General features: G+C 43.1%; 10 protein-coding genes. 3 read left to right on the top strand and 7 right to left on the bottom strand.

Annotated elements, in window-relative coordinates; translation table 11 throughout:
• Positions 1-44: 44 nt before the first annotated feature.
• Both V7K27_RS31650 and V7K27_RS31645 read left to right on the top strand, forming a co-directional pair.
• On the top strand, positions 45-1,214 hold the full coding sequence (locus V7K27_RS31650) for a glycosyltransferase family 4 protein (RefSeq protein ID WP_334952551.1): 1,170 nt from the start codon (positions 45-47) through the stop codon (positions 1,212-1,214).
• A 199-nt stretch (positions 1,215-1,413) separates the two neighbouring features.
• Positions 1,414-2,553: a glycosyltransferase family 4 protein gene (locus V7K27_RS31645; RefSeq protein WP_334952549.1), complete on the top strand. Its 1,140-nt coding sequence runs from the start codon at positions 1,414-1,416 to the stop codon at positions 2,551-2,553.
• 331 nt (positions 2,554-2,884) lie between these two features.
• Here the strand turns inward: V7K27_RS31645 and V7K27_RS31640 are convergent, their stop codons facing one another.
• A complete protein-coding gene (locus tag V7K27_RS31640) occupies positions 2,885-3,154 on the bottom strand; it encodes a hypothetical protein (protein WP_334952548.1) in 270 nt (89 codons plus the stop codon).
• 357 nt (positions 3,155-3,511) lie between these two features.
• On the opposite strand from V7K27_RS31640, the gene V7K27_RS31635 reads away from it, so the two are divergent.
• A complete protein-coding gene (locus V7K27_RS31635) occupies positions 3,512-4,786 on the top strand; it encodes a cation:proton antiporter (RefSeq protein ID WP_334952547.1) in 1,275 nt (424 codons plus the stop codon).
• Between the two features lie 411 nt (positions 4,787-5,197).
• Here the strand turns inward: V7K27_RS31635 and V7K27_RS31630 are convergent, their stop codons facing one another.
• The 6 genes from V7K27_RS31630 to V7K27_RS31605 all read right to left on the bottom strand — a co-directional run bounded on the left by V7K27_RS31630 (position 5,198) and on the right by V7K27_RS31605 (position 17,975).
• Positions 5,198-5,584, bottom strand: a complete 387-nt coding sequence (locus tag V7K27_RS31630) for a hypothetical protein (RefSeq protein ID WP_334952545.1) — start codon at positions 5,582-5,584, stop codon at positions 5,198-5,200.
• Positions 5,585-6,535: 951 nt separating this feature from the next.
• A complete protein-coding gene (locus V7K27_RS31625; protein ID WP_334952544.1) occupies positions 6,536-7,642 on the bottom strand; it encodes a saccharopine dehydrogenase family protein in 1,107 nt (368 codons plus the stop codon).
• Between the two features lie 97 nt (positions 7,643-7,739).
• Entirely contained in the window at positions 7,740-9,272 is a 1,533-nt protein-coding gene (gene crtD, locus V7K27_RS31620) for a C-3',4' desaturase CrtD (RefSeq protein ID WP_334952543.1), read from the bottom strand.
• 101 nt (positions 9,273-9,373) lie between these two features.
• Complete coding sequence (locus tag V7K27_RS31615; protein WP_334952542.1) at positions 9,374-12,130, bottom strand: hypothetical protein; 2,757 nt, start codon at positions 12,128-12,130, stop codon at positions 9,374-9,376.
• A gap of 107 nt (positions 12,131-12,237) precedes the next feature.
• A complete protein-coding gene (locus V7K27_RS31610) occupies positions 12,238-16,419 on the bottom strand; it encodes a TonB-dependent receptor (protein WP_334952540.1) in 4,182 nt (1,393 codons plus the stop codon).
• A complete protein-coding gene (locus tag V7K27_RS31605) occupies positions 16,416-17,975 on the bottom strand; it encodes a DUF11 domain-containing protein (RefSeq protein WP_334952539.1) in 1,560 nt (519 codons plus the stop codon). Before V7K27_RS31605 ends, V7K27_RS31610 begins: the two co-directional genes overlap by 4 nt.
• Positions 17,976-18,093 lie beyond the last annotated feature (118 nt).

The following is an 18,093-nucleotide window of genomic DNA, read 5'->3' as shown; positions in this document are numbered from 1 at the left end:
GGATCTAAATTGACTGTTTCAATACATTTATAGGAGACACATCAATGGAAAACAAACAAAAAAGTTTTTCTTCAACATCTGCATCTATTCTCACCCTTGGATTAGGCTGGTTTCCCAAAAGTCCCGGAGGACTTGAAAGGTATATTTATGAACTAACTCATAAATTAGCCGCAAATCAAGACCAGGTTGAATTATGTGGAGTCGGTCTACCAGAGGCGGAACTAAATTCACCAATTAAGCTGACTAACTTGGCTTCTCCCGATAGTGCTATTTGGCAAAGATTATGGTCGATTCGCACTAATTTTCAGAAAACAAGAACAAGCAAACCAGATGCTATTAATCTGCACTTTGCATTATATAGCTTTCCTATTTTAGATATTTTACCAAAGGGAATACCAGTTACTTTTAACTTTCATGGCCCTTGGGCTTCTGAGAGTCAGCAAGAGGTGGTTAATAAAAATCTCAGTCTTTTGATCAAGCACTGGCTAATAGAACAAAACACTTATAATCGGTGCGATCGCTTCATTGTTTTGAGCAAAGCATTTGGTAAAATTTTACATCAAAAATATCAAATACCGTGGAGTAAAATTAATGTTATTCCTGGTGGAGTTGATATTAACTGGTTTCAACCAACTTTATCACCCCAAGAGGCTTGTAAACAGTTAGGCTGGCCAAATAATCGCCGGGTTATATTTACATCACGCCGCTTAGTACATCGAACTGGGGTTGACAAACTATTGCAAGCTCTGGCTATAATTAAGCCCAGAATACCAGATGTTTGGCTAGCGATCGCAGGTCGTGGTCACATCCAAGCTGCACTACAACAACAGGCTACAGAATTAGGACTAGACGACAACGTTAAATTTTTAGGTTTTCTACCTGATGAGCAATTACCTATAGCTTACCAAGCTGCTGAATTAACTATCATGCCAAGTCAATCTTTTGAAGGATTTGGATTAGTAATAATCGAGTCTCTAGCCTGTGGTACTCCTGTTTTATGTACTCCAGTTGGGGGAATGCCAGAAATTTTATCAGAATTTTCACCCGATTTAATTACTAGTTCAATTGAAGCCTCAGCTATTGCTGAAAAATTAGAACAAGCACTCTTGGGAAATATCCCCATACCTTCACGATCAGACTGTCGCCAATACGCCACCACACACTACGACTGGAATCAAATCGCCCAACAAGTACGGAATATTTTATTAGCTTAAACAAGTGAATTTCATAAATGATAGAGCATCGATTCAGTAATCAAAAACCTAACCCCCCAGCCCCCTTCCCTAGTAGGGAAGGGGGAGGCAAACTACCCTCTCCGTTTCGGAGAGGGGTTGGGGGAGAGGTTCTTCCAGGATTACTGAATTGCTGTTCTAGGGGCGCTACGTGGGTCAAATTAGATAAAATAGAGGTTTAATGAGAATTCTTTTTCTAGACCAAAGCGGTAAACCAGGCGGTGCCGAATTATGTTTAATAGATATTGCTAAACCTTATGGCGATCGCGCTTTAGTAGGTTTATTTGCAGATGGGTCATTTAAACATTTACTACAGCAAAATAATATTCCGGTGGAAGTTCTCGCAACTCAAGCAATCCAAGTTCGCAAAGAAAGCAGTTTAGTACAAGGATTAAAGAGTCTGGGACAACTAGTACCTTTGATTACTAAGGTAGTTAAAAAAGCGCGTGAATACGATTTAATCTATGCCAACACCCAAAAAGCATTAGTTGTTGGAGCAATAGCAAGTTTTTTCAGTCGTCGCCCTCTAGTTTATCATTTACATGATATTCTTTCTAAAGAACATTTTAGCCAAACTAATCTTCGCATTGCTGTTAACTTAGCTAATCGTTTTGCATCATTAGTAATTGCTAATTCTCAAGCTAGTCAAACAGCTTTTGTGGAAGCAGGAGGACGCCGAAACATCATCGAAGTTGTCTATAACGGCTTTGATCCAAAAATATATCAACCTGATGAGTCTGACATTAAGAAATTGCAGCAACAGTTAGGATTAGAAGGAAAATTTGTAGTTGGACACTTTAGCCGTCTTGCACCTTGGAAAGGGCAGCATATTTTAATTGATGCCCTGGCAAAATGTCCGCAAGAGGTGATAGCAATTTTAGTGGGTGATGCACTGTTTGGTGAACAAGATTACGTCCAAAAATTACACCAACAAGTTGCTGAACTGGGATTAGAAAACCGCGTCAAATTTTTAGGATTTCGTTCTGATATTCCTCAGTTAATGGCAGCTTGTGACTTGGTGGCACATACCTCTACTTCTCCAGAACCCTTTGGTAGAGTGATTGTAGAAGCGATGCTATGTGGAAAACCTGTAGTTGCAGCAAAAGCTGGGGGTGTAATGGAATTAGTAGAACATGGATTTAATGGTTTTCTAGTGACGCCAGGAGAACCCCAGGAACTTGCACAAATAATTATCACCTGTCTTCAAGAGACGGAAATAACTGCAACTATTGCCAACAATGCCAGGACTACTGCTAGTCAGCGTTTTGATGTTGCAACTATTAATCAGCAAATTGCTCAACTTCTATCCCAGAGATTCTAGTTACCTGCTTAATCTACAATTACTTTTGTTATTACGAGCATATTGGAAACTCCCCGCTTCGTTGCTATCCCGCCCGAAAATGAATTTTCTTTTCTTATAGCTCAAGTCGGTTTAAACCGACTAATGACAGTAGTTTTAGTCCGTTTCAACGGACTTTTGCTATTAGCCAGTGACTTGAGTCACTGGCGGTTCTGGTGACGCAGATATTCCAGGCGATCGCATCGCATTAACAAAGTATATTCAGTTTAATTCCCCCCTCTTGACAGGCAGCAAGTTTTGATGTCTAAATCTAAATCCCCACAGCATTACTTAATTACGAATTACGAATTACTTAAGCCGCTTCCCGCAGTTGTGGTTGTGACGGCACACTCACCTCTGGAAATAAAAGCGAGAGTTGTTCGGCTTGAGGTACCGCCGCCTGCTCCAAAACTTGAACTTCGATATTCACGCTCACCAAATAACTGCCTGTATCAGTACCAACCGCTTCAGCAATTAATTTGGCAATGTCTGGGCGTTTGGCAGTCAGAGGATCACGTAAAATACACCGATCCCATTCATGCTTGGCAGTCGGATTGAGGTTGAGAATGTAATGTTTCATCATCGAACTAACCCTTGAATCCATCTTCCAGAAGGTTTTCACACAGCCGTTAGGCATTTGGCTAGGCTTTGTGGACGCTATCTATATTATAGTATATTTGTACTAAAAATGGGCGATGTCTGGGTGAGAAAGTAGGGAAGATAGACCATTAGTATGAGCGTACAGGTGTGCATTGGCGATATTTCCCTGCTACATCCCATTGTTTTAGGGGCTATGTTTTAATCGAGACGCAAATATTCTCCAATTTGGTAGCCGATCCCAATCCCCAATCCCAGAAAATCTGCCTATAGGTTATTTATAATACAAAGCTATTGCAACTAAGCTTACAAAGCAACGCCTAATTTTTATATAAATCGCTATATGGTAGATATCTATATTATTGACCTATTTGTGATTGGTCTACTTTTGCTGATCGTCACATTAGGGTCAGGTTGGATTGTTCGCTTACCTCTTTCTTTTGCCATTATCTACCTACTAGTTGGTATTTTTCTAGGCCCTTACGGCTTAGGGCTGATTCAATTACGTCGGGATGAAGTTTTCAACGCTCAACTGCTGGAGAAAATAACAGAACTTGTAGTAATTATTTCTGTGTTTGGCTGCGGCTTAAAAATTGTTCGTCCTCTCAGGTTGGGGGTTTGGGATATTACGGCGCGATTGATTATATTTCTGATGCCAATTTCAATTTTGGCTCTGGCTGTTGTGGGTAAATTGTTTTTAGGGATGAATTGGGGAGAAGCAATTTTATTAGGAGCAATTCTTGCACCTACCGATCCGGTATTAGCATCAGAAGTACAATTGACCAATACAAACGACCAAGATGAGTTGAGATTTGGTTTAACTTCTGAAGGGGGGTTAAATGATGCTTTAGCTTTTCCCTTCGTTTATTTTGGCATTCATGCCTTAGAAGATGACAACTGGGGCAACTGGTTTCAACAGTGGATTACGGTTGATTTAATTTGGGCGATCGCCAGTGGCATTGTGATGGGAATTGTTGTTGCCAAATCTATAGTTTGGATTGAACAAAAAATTCAAAAACGCCGTGCTGCCGATGAGTTAATGGAAGACTTTATTGCTATCAGCACAATTCTACTAACTTATTCCTTAACAGAAATGGTTAATGGCTATGGATTTCTGGCAGTATTTGTTGCTGGGTTAGTTGTCCAACGCAGTTACAGAAATCCTGAGAAACCGCTAGAAAAGTTGGAATTTGTTGAGCAAGTTGAAAAGCTGCTGGAAGTTGGAACAATTTTACTATTAGGTTCAATATTATTATTGAAACCAATGCTGAATTATGCTATGCAATCTTTGTTAGTGATAATTTTGTTATTCTTGATCATCAGACCTGTAGGAGTTTGGATTAGCACAATCGGTAAACGCCCTCTAGATTCACAGCGTCGAAGCTTCCACCCAGGAACTCGGTGGTTATTTGGATGGTTTGGTATTCGCGGTGTTGGTTCTTTATATTATCTAGCCTATGCCTTTCGTCATGGCTTAAAAGGTGAAGCAGCCGAACAAATTGCTTGGATAACTTACACTACTATTGTAGTTTCGGTGATTGTGCATGGAATTAGTGCAACTCCATTAATGAAGTGGTATGAGCGCAATCTTGCTAATCAGAGAAAAACTACTTCATAAATGTATAGCGGTTTCCACTCAGATGCGGTACAAAACTACATTGCGAGGTGTAGGGGCACGGCAGTGCCCATTGGTGTCAACTTAACGTGAAAGCCAGTCTATAAGCAGCTTTTAAGATTGTCTCGTTCCCAGTCTCCGACTGGGAATGCCCGTCATTGAGGCTCCGCCTCTGTTCCTGGCGGCAGAGCCACCAGGAACTGCATTTCCAGCCTCTTGCTGGAAACGAGATTTGAAAAGGGTTTTGGCTTAAGTTGACACCAATGGGCAGTGCCGTGCCCCTACGCGTGTACCTCACGTAAACGATAACCGCTATAGGGTGTGTGATGCCAAAGGCTAAAACAAGTCGGAAGCGGTGCCCTTCGGTGTAGATCGGGGCACCGCTTCCGACTTCCGACTTCCGACTTTGTTTAACTATTTACCTGTCACCTTTTCAAGAACTTCTTTCGCTTTTTCCCCAAAACTTTCTGGGGGATTTTGCTCTTTCTCAGCCTTCAAATTTCTTTCGTAAGTCTTCTCTATAGTATTAAGGTTTGTGGAATCTTTTATTGCTTGCTCATAAGCTTCTTCTCGGTTTTCTTCTTGAACGCCAACTCCTGGGTCATATTCATTAGCACGATTAATTTTTTCTTCAGAATTTGGTTTATATTCTGGCGGTATTAGCTTTAATTCTTCAAGAGTAGTTGCATAACTAGCTTGCTGAAGGAAAATGAATGAACCTGACAAGCTGATGGAAATCATCAAGCCAACAACCAAAAAGCTTGACAATACTTGTTTTAAAGTTAATAGAATTTTTGGCATGGAAAAAACCTCCTATTTTCTGTTATGAGCCTTTGTCATGTGTAAATAGATTGAATATTCAAGGCTCACAGGCATCCTAAATGTTTAGGTACAGTTCTTCCTTCTACCGCAGGGTATATTAATTTTTACCTATAGTTCAGTTAATGCTATCTGAATCTTTTAGGATTTAGCACTACCTAGATTTTTGTAATAGTCAAATTGTCGTCCTTACTGATATCCCGCCCAGAACTCAAGTTCTGGGCTAATAGCTCAAGTCCACTCAAGTGGACTGAAATTTTCACTTGATTATATAGCGGTTCTCAATTGCATAGAATATTAAACCATTTGTAAGGGAACAGCAATGCTCATTGGTGTCAACTTAACGTGAAAGCCAGCCTAAAACCAGCTTTTAGAGATAGTCTCGTTCCCAGTATCTGACTGGGAATGCCCGTCGGAGAGGCTCCGCCTCCGTAACTTGCGGCAGAGCCACCAAGAACTGCATTTCTAGCCTCTGGCTAGAAACGAGGTTTTAAAGGGGTTTGAGCTTAAGTTGACACGCATGAGCTTTTTCTGTGCCCCTAGCCATATTGCATTCAAACGATAACCGTGAGATTTTCAAATATGGATAATGATATAGCGTTTACTAATCACATGAGGTACATCATAGCCCCCTCTCGAAGAGCGGGGAGGCAGGGTGGTTTCATACAGGCAGAGAAAAACTAAAACTGGGTTTCAAAGCCTCTCTCCGCTTGCCTGACGGCAGGCTGACGCCAACGGGGAGAGGAATGGAAGGGGGGTCAAAATCTATGGTTATACACGAGAAATAAAGACTTCTATATTTTTCTTTTTTCGTATGAAACCACCCTGCCTCTCGAAGAGCGGGGAGGGGGTTCGGGGGTGGGGTTCAGTACCTATTCAACCGAGAACCGCTATAAGCCCTTTAGCTTGGGTGCTTAACCTAAGCGTATTCAGCTATAACCAACTGTGATTAATTTTAATTCCTCGGTTTTGCATTACCTCTTCAAATAAGTTTGTCGGTAGTGCTTCTTCCACAGGAAAAACACCTGGTTTCTTGAGTTTACCTTCTAGCAATAATTGGGCAATACTACCTGTGCCGCAACCAGAAGCCACGGCTGTATTTTCATGCACTACAGTTGAACAATAAACGGCTGTTTCACCATTTTTTTGCCCTGTAACTTCGGAACGAACTGCTACCCCAATTCCACTAAAATTATTCGTGACATCTGTCATGGAATGGCTGACATGAGACAGAAATTCAATCATGTAACGACGCTGCATTAACCACTTCGGAAAAATGTGTGCCGCAATCCAAGTTAGGTGATTGTAAAAATCGGGAACTGAGCCAAACTTAGTAATTACAGTTTTTACTGATGGGAAGGCGTGGGGTAGTGTAAAGGTTTCTGGCATATCAAACCAGTAAACTCCACTGCGTCTGTATGGAGGTGGAAATTCAACTACTTCTCTTTCACTATAAGGCTTGACTATCTCCCATTTGCCATCTATCCAAGTCTCAAACGGATATTGCAAGCCAAGAAAAGTTGTTCGCATCACTGTAATGCCAGCACCGCCAGAACCCGAAACCAAATAACTTAAATGGATCTTTTCTGGTTGATCAAATTGTTCAACACCTTGACGTACCATGCTGTTAGAAATACCAGGAAAAATGCCAGTATTAATAATTGCTGTCACACCAGCAGCAGCCGCTTGTTGATGATATTTGAGAGCTTTGCTGGTATAGGAACGATGGTCGCTGACATCTAGATAATTAACGCCTTGAGAAATACAGGTTTCGAGAACATTAGTATCTCGATAGTGAAATGGCCCAGCACAGTGGATGACTAAGTTAGAGTTTGCGATCGCATCTCGCAATTTGTCAACTTCTGCCAAGTCCAATACCAAAAACTGCACTTGTCCCCCCGAAGACAAGCTAACAGCCTTCCCAAACTCCGCAGAACGTCCAGTAATCGTAATTTGTGCCTGCGTATGGGTAGCTAGATCGTGAGCAACAGTGCTACCAATCCGCCCCCGTCCACCAAGAATTAAAACGCTGTCTGTCATTACTCCAGATTAGCAATACTAACCTTATTTCATCAGTTTTGTGTCCTGTTTGCCATCGGTTACAAGGATGAATTGCTTGCTAATCAAGGAGGACTTTTCAATTACTGGTAGTTGATAAGTTTTGGGCTTCAATTTGCCTGACTACCGTTAGCGCCGAATAACTCACCCCAGCAGTACCTTCGCCTGGGTGGGTGGAGTCACCAACTAACCATAGATGCTGGATTGGTGTACGATTGGCGAACCCAAAGGGGCCAAACGTCGGAATCCTTTGACCAATGCCACCAACTATACCGCGATCGCGGGCTGTGAAATGAGCAAAGGTGCGCGGTGTTGCCGCTTCTTGATGAATAATAGTTTCTGCTTTGAGATAGAAGTATTGGGCAAGATGTGCGATCGCTTCTTGAGTATACTTTTGTTTGAGTCCTTCATAATCATCAGTTTGCCACCACGGTGTCGGGTCTACAAATGAAGAAGCGATTATTGTCGCTTTCCCTTCCGGTGCGCGACCATCTCCAGGATGACTGACGGAAACAAATAGAGAATTATTCTCGCCAATGGGGCCATTGACATCATACATAAATTGTAAGTGGGGTGGGCATTCAGGCGGAATCGCACTGGCATCTACACCCAAATACACCACAAACGCGCCCGATGCTTGGGGCAGTTTTTCCACCCGATTTTTATAACCAGATGGCGCTTGTTCTCCCAATAATTGCACCAAGTTTTGCACGGTGACATTGGTAATTATGTGGTTGGCTGCTTCTGTCCAGACTTCGCCAGTTTTCTGATTTCTAATGACTACAGCAGTAGCTTTGCCATTCTCTACTTTGATTTCTTCTACAGTGTGGCGCATTAATAATTTGCCACCGTCTCTTTCTAAAGATTGTACCAGGCGATCGCTTAATACTTGCATACTTCCCTGGAGGTGAAACAATCCTTGGGGCAGTTGGGATACACTCAACGCTGTGGCTGCATAAAGTAATGCTGTTTCTTCTGCATCCACCTGCGAGTATAGCTTCAGTTGCAAATCCAAAAAAGTCTTCAGTCGTCGGTCATTTCCCAGTCCACATAACCGTAAAGCGTCTCCTACCGTCAACAAAGTAAAGGGTACGGTAATAAATGTACTGGGACGCACCGCTTGCGTTAGCTGCCACAAATCCCATAAATTACGTGGTGGTAGCACCGGATCGCGTCCTTGAAATTCCCAACTGGCATTAAATAAAGTTGCCATCAATTGCCAGAAAGGTTCGCTACCGGGAAACTGTTTTTGTCGTTCCTCTTGCCATTTCTGTTGGTCGCGCCAGATATTAATCGGTGTGCTTTCCCCAGGTAAATAGACCGCACAAGCAGGGTCACAAGGCGTTGCTTCCGGTAAATCTATTTCTAATTCTGAGAAAATGCGGTGATGAATTCCCCCTGGTTCCAACCCCGCCACCTGAGTTGCTCCCACATCAAAGGTAAATCCCTGGCGTTTAAACGTTGAAGCACAGCCTCCGGGTACGAGAGCTTGATCCAAAATTAAGACACTGTAACCTTTATGAGCTAATAATGCTCCAGCAGTCAATCCACCTATTCCCGCACCGATAACGACAACATGAGAGTTACTTTTGTCAAGAGAAATGCTGGACATTGATTAGTTTCTTTAAAATTCTTAATACTTTTACTTATAATTTTACCTTCTCTGAAAGTTAAATGGGATGCAAAGGTGCGATTTCTCAATGCTCCCTACCTTTATTTCACCTTTGCGCGGAAACGAACAAAGCCATAAGAATTAGCTGGTGTACCAGATCCAGATGCTGCGGGTAGATTGGGGAAATCGGAACTCCGTGTGATATTCACCACCACAGCCCCATTGATGTTAACGCCACAGGATGATGGTATGCCTGATTCGTTAGCTGTATAAAAATGTCCGCGATCGCTATCTCCTACATCACTTAAATAAACCGTCGGTGTAGTGGAACCAATAGCTAAGGCAATACCTTGATCTGCTCCTGGTAAGCCACCATCATTAGGAGTCATACCATTAAAAGCAGTAGGAATAAAATTAACATTAATCGGAACTAAGTCACAAAATTTCACATTAGTTGCATTACCCAGACCATTGGAAAGAAAATAGATGGTGTATTCCAATTCATCTCCCGGTTTGACAGTGCCAGCATTAATTAATCCTCGCAAGTAGCCAACCGGCCATTTCGGATCGCTATCATCAGTAGCATAGGGTTCTGGTACATAATTGCTGGCATTAGTGGCAACGTCACTGCGTCCATCCACAATATCAGTTAAATCTTGGTTATTGATGCGGGTGATGCGTTTAGTTAACAGCAACTTAGGGTTAGAATTAATAATATTTAATACTGGAAATAAAGTGGGGTCATCATCTGCGGTATCCGTAGGATTATTACCAGTATTTACACCATCATCAGTAATTTGCAAGAAGGAATTACCGAGAGTCGGTGGGTTCTTGGTAGCGCCAGCAGAATTTGCATCTGTCAACACTGTACCAACAGTTCCGCTAGGATTATCAGGTGTGTTAAAAGTAGCATTTGCTTGGTTACTAATTGGATTACCGCCATTGGCATTATTAATTGTGGCAGTAATTTTAATGGTGATCGTATCGCCTACACGCAAAATACCAGAATTTGTCACAGCAACAACACCAGCACCGTTGTAACTGGGATTGGGTGTGATGTTATTCCCCGAAGTTGCAGCAGTAATTGCTGCACTCACAAAGGTTAACTGTGAGGGTAATGAGTCGTTAATGACAAAGTTAATTGCATTGCTATTACCTGGATTCAGGTTGGAGTAAGTGAGGGTATATTCGATGCGATCGCCGACAGTCACCGTTCCACTACTATCATAGTCTGTGAGGAAGCGAACAGATTTGGTTCCTCTGACATTTGCTTGAGTGTTAGTAGTAATTACCAAAGGAGCAGTGATTGCTTGACTTGGGAAATATGTCCAAGTATCTATTCCCTTAAAGTCACCATAATTACTACTAAATTCATGCTCTCCTGACACACTATTGATCCCTCTAGCAGCATTACGAGGGCTAGTGGCTCCCGTAGCAGTTAAGTTAATCGTCGTACCATTAGCAGTAGTATAATCACTGTCATTGTAATAAACGGTAGTCGATCCAATCTGCTGTCCATTTTGATCTAAAACGTTAGGAAAAGCAGTAGGAGCGTTTTCCATTGTGATTTTAAACCCGAAGGGATTATTTTCTGCATCTAACATGGGAAAGTGATATTCACCCGACCGTGTTGTGATTATGGCATTGTATGCTGCATTTCCTGGTAGAGGTAGGAGATTTGTCCCACTTGCATTCTTCCCATCCCAAGGCACCAAATTTGAGCCGACAGACAGCACATTTTGCATTACTCGATCGCTACTAGGGTCAAAAATGCCATCATTGTTGGTGTCAATAATTATTTGATAACTGCCTGTTGAGATAGCGCTGAAGCTAAAATTGCCTCCCACACCCACAGTAGTTTGGTTCCCACTACCTCCAGTACCCCCAGTGAATTTGAACGACGTCGGTACTGTGGGAACAGTCGCGGCAATCGGAATACTCAAAGCATTGAGGGTTGCTGTGTCGGGTCGATTGAAGAAAACTAGGTGGGTAATGTCTGTTGTAGTATCAGCAACACTTGGATTTTGGACTCGCACATTGCCGGTAAAGCTCAAAGTATTATCAGTAGCGCCGCCAGCAGAATGGTAAACAGTGCTGTTATTTGTTGTGTCAAGGTATCCCCGGCTATTAGCAAAAAAGATGAAGCCATAGGGATCGACTCCATTCATGTCAGTTTCGTACCGATACCCATCTTTGGTTTGAATATAAAGCTTAGAGTTGAGTGATAGGGAATTTGCCCCCATATTCATAGCGATATATTTGGTAAATACTCGCCCTTTTTTGGTAACGCCGTTACTATCTCGAACTGTGATATCCCAAGCAGCTACCCCTGAAAGCTGAGTACCATCTGTAGCAAATGGCGCCGTTGCAGCTATTGGCGGCGGATTATTTGTACCACTTGTATCCGAAGAACGAAATTCAACTTCGTAAATACCAGTTTCTGTAGCGACGAAACTACAAGGGGTATAGCCACCAGCATTAGGTAAAGGTCCGGCCGTTTCTTTGGCAACGGTGTTAATAAAACCAGAACCAGTAGCCAGAACATTACAAAAGCTATTTTGACTACCAAAGGGACTGCGGTAAACGATATCTTGGGGGTTTGAGAAACTAGCAGGCACACTAGAGCCAAGATTAACTGTTTCTCCCGCTTCCACATAAACTTTGAGTGTGGTTTTCCGAACAATACCTGCCGATATTAAATCTGACCATTCCAGGTAGGGTCTGTTTCCGCCATCAGAAACTAACTCTTTGCTGCCTTCAGCCCAGCTAGGTTGAATACTATTTCCTAAAATACACAAAAAAAAGCCCAGGCTACTCAGCCATAGTTTTTGGCGGCTAATTGTTAATGGCTTTTCCATAGTTTTTTTTATTAGCTTGCCCAAAGTGACATACAATCTACCATCAGCATTCACCTTGAGATTTAAGTCTTTAGTGAAATTACAGTAATGTTTTCGTATAAAGAGATTCATATTTTTAGCTTGTCTACCTCCGTTGCTTGATTGACTGCTGGTTGTACTTTAGATTCCTGTTGCTGGCGTGGCGGAATCTTTTGTTGTCCAAAGCCGTCAAACAATTCGTTGAGCTTAACAGTTAAGCCCAAATACGCCCCTCCCGCAGAACGTGCGCCAGAAAAATCTCGGTCATCGACTTTACCAAAAACATATCCAGCAGAAAGGCGCAGATTAGGAGTGAGATAGTAACCTGTTTCAATAACAAAGCCTGTCTCAGTGTAGTTAGATTGACCAATCCAACGAGCTTCACCAACTAAATCCCAGCTATATCCCAAACGATAGGTAGCTCTGAATTGCGCCAGATTAACCATACTTGTACCAACTAAATCGTTAGCTAAATAAGAAGTACTGTTACGCAAAGCATATTTACCGTAGAATTCCCATTGCCAGTTAGGGGCGTAGATAGCTTCTAAAGCAAAAGTATGGTCTTGGGAACCCGTACCACTCCCTAACAAAATAGTGTCAGGAATAGTTGCCGGATTTTGCCGATATTCATAACGCAACAAAGCATTAAATTTATCGTTATTGGGGTCGCGGTAGGCTAAACCGAGCTTGAGGTTAGCAGTATCTCCCAATCCTGAAAGCTTTTGATTGGAAGAACCGGCTTGTTGATAACGTACCAAGGCTGTGAGAGCCGGAGAAATTTTACCCGCAGCACCTGCGGTAATTACTGTATTACCACCACCAGAAGAGGAACGATGTTCATAACGGGCGCTGGCTTGAAACTGCGGATTATCACTATATTCCAGCCCCACACTGTAACTATCGCCACCATCAAAGCCGATCGCTGATGCTGATTGACCAAAAGCGTAGGGTTGAGCATATTGTTGACCCGTCGCAGTCCGTCCGAAGAAGTTGCCAAAGACGTGTTCGTAAGCTAAATTCAGCCGCAATCCATGAGCAATAGTCCAGCGATTATTTAGACCAATTGCTCCTTGGGTAGTCATTTCGTTAGCACCACCCAAAATTGAGTAACGACCGGTCAAGGTAGTATCTGATCCGAGTTTGTGTTCACCGTTGACACTCAAGCTGGTGATCGAATTACCCGAAAATTGACCACTACTGTAAAACTGTTGAGCTAAACTGACGCTGACACCAGGAATTACCGCCCAATTCAACCCTAAAATGGTACGGTCTGGATAAACAGTATCTTTTTGGGAAGATAAACTCAGTTCATTTTGGGCTTGAAAAGTCAGGTTCTTAGCTAGAGGAATAGAAAAACGCGATCGCAATTGATTAGAATTACTACTTAGGGCGCTGTTGGGGATGCGGTCTTCCCGATGGCGATGAATCAAATCCACATCCAGAATCGCTTTACCCAAGCGTTGTTGAATCCCAGCAGAAATCGTCGTCAGCGAATTATTAACTTCGCTCCCAGGTATGGCCTCAGAACGCGGTGCAAACAGTTCTTCAAAAGTATCTAGTGGTTGAGGAGCAATCCCAAAATTGTCTTCGTGGTCATATTGCGCTCTGACATTGGTAGTTGAGGTGACTTTAGCTGTAACCTGCGCTCCATAACGGGTTTGTCCTGGGACAAAGCTGATGGTGGCATTATTGGCAAAACCCGTATCAGCAAAGCGATAATAGGCACGACCTTGAATTCTATTGGCAATTTCTCCCTCAGCTTCCAATCGATACGCATTACCACTGACCTTTCCCACAACATCAGAATCATTAGTGGAATGGGCATATTCTGCGATTAACTTCCCCTTTTCACCCAAAGCAATCAGCGCATCTGCGCCGTAGAGTTGAAAGTCACGCACCCCATGATTTTCTTGGACGTAAGTTGCTCCTATCCAACTTTCTTGGTTGAGCTTGCGGGAAAGGTTATATTGCAAACGACCAGCATAGATATTGCTGTTAGAGTCTTGATCGTCGTATTGATAAGTCACAACAATCCGGCGTACCAACACTTGTCCAGTTTGATCAATATCGGTGCGAAGAATCGGTTCGCGGAATAATAAGGTACCGCGATCGTAGTCAATTTCGTAGTCTGGGCCTCGGTTCAGTTGTTTGTGTTCTAGTACAGTCCCAGGACGATTGAGTTCTTCTAACTCAATAAAGACATTTTCGCTACCTGCTTGTAATAGTCTGCGAGAGAGGAAGTAATAACCACTAGTACCATCGGGAGCAATGGTATCTCGTTGAAACCCCTCTAAGTTGTTGCCATAGAAACCTGTAATTTGTAAGTTTCCTAAGTTGTAGTTAGCTTTAAAACCGTGGAGTTGACGAGTGATAGAGGTAAATTGCTGCGATCGCCGAGCAAATTCTTCTGTGTTATAATCACCCCACATCGCATAATCAGGATCGGAGCCGGGGATACGAGCCGATCGCTCTAAACGCAGATATACGCTGTCAGTGGAAGGAGCAAGAACATCAACTTTCGAGCTATCGCCATAAACAGGATAGTTTTGCTCGCTGGATTGGTAAGTTTTAAATAGGCGATTATCGCAGTCGCAATCTTCATTGAGGTTACGAGAACTGTTGTATGCACCTGTAAATAACCATTCCCCGATCGCACCAGTGGCAAATATCGCTGAGTGGAAATCTAATTGCGTTCCGTTGTTTTTGTCAGGAGGGAGGAAATCACGGAAACTACCGTAATAATTTGTACCTCTAGCGCCCAAACGTAAATCTATGACTCCTGTTACCAAACTCGGACGCAGTGCTGTTTCAAATTCTAGTTGAGTAAAGGCTTCTAAATCATTAGCGATCGCCCGAATTCGGACAGTTTGCGCTTTGAGCTGCGATCGTAAAATCGCTGTAAATTGCCCTGCTTTCGCCTCCACTTGAAATCCGGGTTGATCGGGTTTGAAGTCTTTCCCAACCAACTCCCCACCAGTAGGTATGAGAGTGATAACAGCATCACGATTAGAGCGATTGCCACTTGCATCGATGAGTTTACCCCGGATTGTCGCCGTGGAACGTCCATCCGCCGGGATACGAGACTCAACTGTTTCTAAAGTTAATTGCTGTGGCGCTCCTCGGACTGCGACTTGCACTGTTATAGGCGGTTGTGTCCCTCCGACAACTTGTGCAGAGATGGCATTCTTACCTTCTTTTAGCGAGACACCATACCATGTCTGCGTTACTAAGTTGGTGATGGTATCACTTTCTGTTCGTCCCACTAAGGAAGAGTCTACCAACGTGCCATTCACCCGCAATTCCACCTGACTACCGACAGGAAATTGCAGAATCACCGTGGTAGCAGGGACATCTACAACGCTGTCAGCCGTTGGGGTCAGAATTTTGATTGCTGTAGAAATGGCAGGAGTGGGGGACACGGGAAGATTTTCATTCACCCCTTGTCCTTGCGTCCCCTTGTCCTCGATTCCAGCTATTTTGCGTAAGCCTTTAGGTAAACCTACAGAAGTTGCTGGTTGAAATGTTTGTATTTCCGTTGAAGAAGCTTGAAACTGTGTCTCAGTGTCGAATGGCACTAAGTTAAGATACAGCCCTTGCCCTGACTGGTTAAGAGCCTCCAGGCTGGGAAACTGCTCTGGGAGGCTCCGCCTCCTGTTTCTTGACGAGAGGCGGAGCCTCTGGGAATTCGTTCCCAGCCTGGAGGCTGGGAACGAGGCAAACTGTGTCTCAGTGTCTTTGCGTGCGTCCTTCTTGTCCTCGATTCCGGCTATTTTGCGTAAGCCTCTGGGTAAATCAACAGAAGTTGCTGGTTGAAATGGTTGTATTTCCGTTTCAGTTGGCTGGACATCTGGAATTGAAGTATCAATAGTTGGTGCTGAAGAAGTTGAGGGAAATTCGAGAGGTGGAAACTGCTGCTGGGAACTTCTCAAAAGATGGAGAGAATTTGAATCCATACTTTTTTCAGCAACTTGATTCTGATCCGCTTGATCTTCGACCTGACTTTTCACATCATCTGAAAAAATCAAAGCGGAACCAGCCTGCTTCCCTTGTTGGGAAGGGGAAGAATTTAAAGCCTCTACCCTTTTAAGGGAGAGGTTTGGAGAGAGGTTTTCACCCTTATCTGCTTGGGAAGCGGAATCAGGGAAAAGGAGGTTTTCACTCGTGATTTCTGCTTTGACTATTGCAGGATACAAAACAAAGCTGAGAGCTATCGGCATCGCCCCCATCAATCTCAGGTTAAATGTAGTTGCACAGTGCAGTCTCGGTTTCATTTCTTCACTGCCTCCTGAGATGTGGGGGTAACGGCGAAATTCATACGTACTAAGCCACCTGGCTCTAAATGCACCAAGCGAGATTGGCTATTGCGTTCGCGGAATTTTTCGTTGGGAGCTAGGGTGTAACCAGAGACACTGCTGAGGTCTAGTACACCTGTGTGATATCCAGGTAAGGCATTAGCTAAGGAGAACAAACCATTAGGATCTGTAGTGATGCGGTTTCCATCCTCCAGAAAAATCACCGCATTTGATACCCCAGGCTCACCAGATTGTTGTTCTCCATCAAAGTTTTTATCAACAAACACCCGACCGATAATCGTGCCACAGTCAGAAACGATTCCGGCACGAATTTTCAATTGATGCGTTGCAGGGCCATCCTTGATGCTAAAACGGTTATCAGCTCGTTGAGCATTAACGATCGCACTATTACGACCTGTTCCCCGCAGCGCATCGGCTGTTAGTTGAGCAGCGTAGGCAATATTCAGGACTTTCTCTGTGGGAATCGTTACGTCTGTGCGGAATGTCAGCGTGTTACCATTCCGTTCCGAGGTGAGAGTAACTGCTTTACCATCCAACTCTCCCCGCACAGATTTAGGTAAAAAGTTGAATCCTAAAGGTAGGTTGTCGGTGACAAATAGATTATTCAAACCAGCATCAGCAAGATTTTTGATCGAGAGGCGGTAGATTACCGTATCTCCAGGTTCAGCAGCAGCGCGATCGCCTGTTTTGATAATCTGCAACTGATTCGCTTGACACATATTGGTGGTGAATTCAAAGGCTAATAAGTCCAGTCCTACTGCTTCTGCATTGGGAACTAAAACAACTGTTTGCTCTACCCTGGTTTCGCCTGTGAGATTAATTGGTTGACCATCCAGAGAAGTAGCGACATATCGCACGACACTATTACCTTGTGTACCACTACTAGCAAGGATTTCAATCTTGATGCGTCGTTGTTTGTAGATAGAATTTGGTGGTGGATTAACTACAAAAATATAGGTTCTACCTGGATCAGTTTGACCCTTATTCGGATCGAGTAGGAAATTGTAGAAACCCGCAGGGTTATTCCCAACAAAGTAGGGGTTACTGTTCTCGGTATTTGGCGATTTACCGCCAGGAACGTTGTTATTAGGAATATTTGGTAACTCTGTTCGAGTCAGAGAAACCAAGCTGCCTAATTCTGTCCCCGTTGGGTCGCTAGAGTTAGGTTCGTATACGCCAACTGAAAAACCTGTATAGTCAGCTAAAATTGTGCCAGCGCAACCTAATATCCGCCCTAATGGATCAACTAATGGAGTAGAACTAATAGGAGTAACATTTATCTGACTAGAACTTCCTTGATATTCATAATTACTGGCAGAATCTGTATAAGTATAAGTAGCTTGATTTATTAACGGCAAAGACGCACCCAGATTGTTCGTTTCTTGCGCGATCGCTGGTACAGGTATAGTAGTATGTAAAAAACTTCCCAGGATAATACTTGCTGTTAACCTTTGCCGCCAGCTACTGCTAGAAGTAATTTGCTTTTGTTTTTGAGAACGGCTCACTGAAAACATCTCTTCTGGAATACCAATCTTATTTTTAATAAAAATGCTTATTTATTTATTTATTTATGGAAATCCAAAACTATTAAATAGTATTTCCTACAAGTTCACTGCTACATTAATCCGATTT

It is taken from the genome of Nostoc sp. (genome assembly GCF_036919575.1).
Classification (GTDB): domain Bacteria; phylum Cyanobacteriota; class Cyanobacteriia; order Cyanobacteriales; family Nostocaceae; genus Nostoc.
The sequence above is the reverse complement of the archived record's forward strand: the minus strand, read 5'-3'. Positions and strand labels throughout refer to the sequence as shown.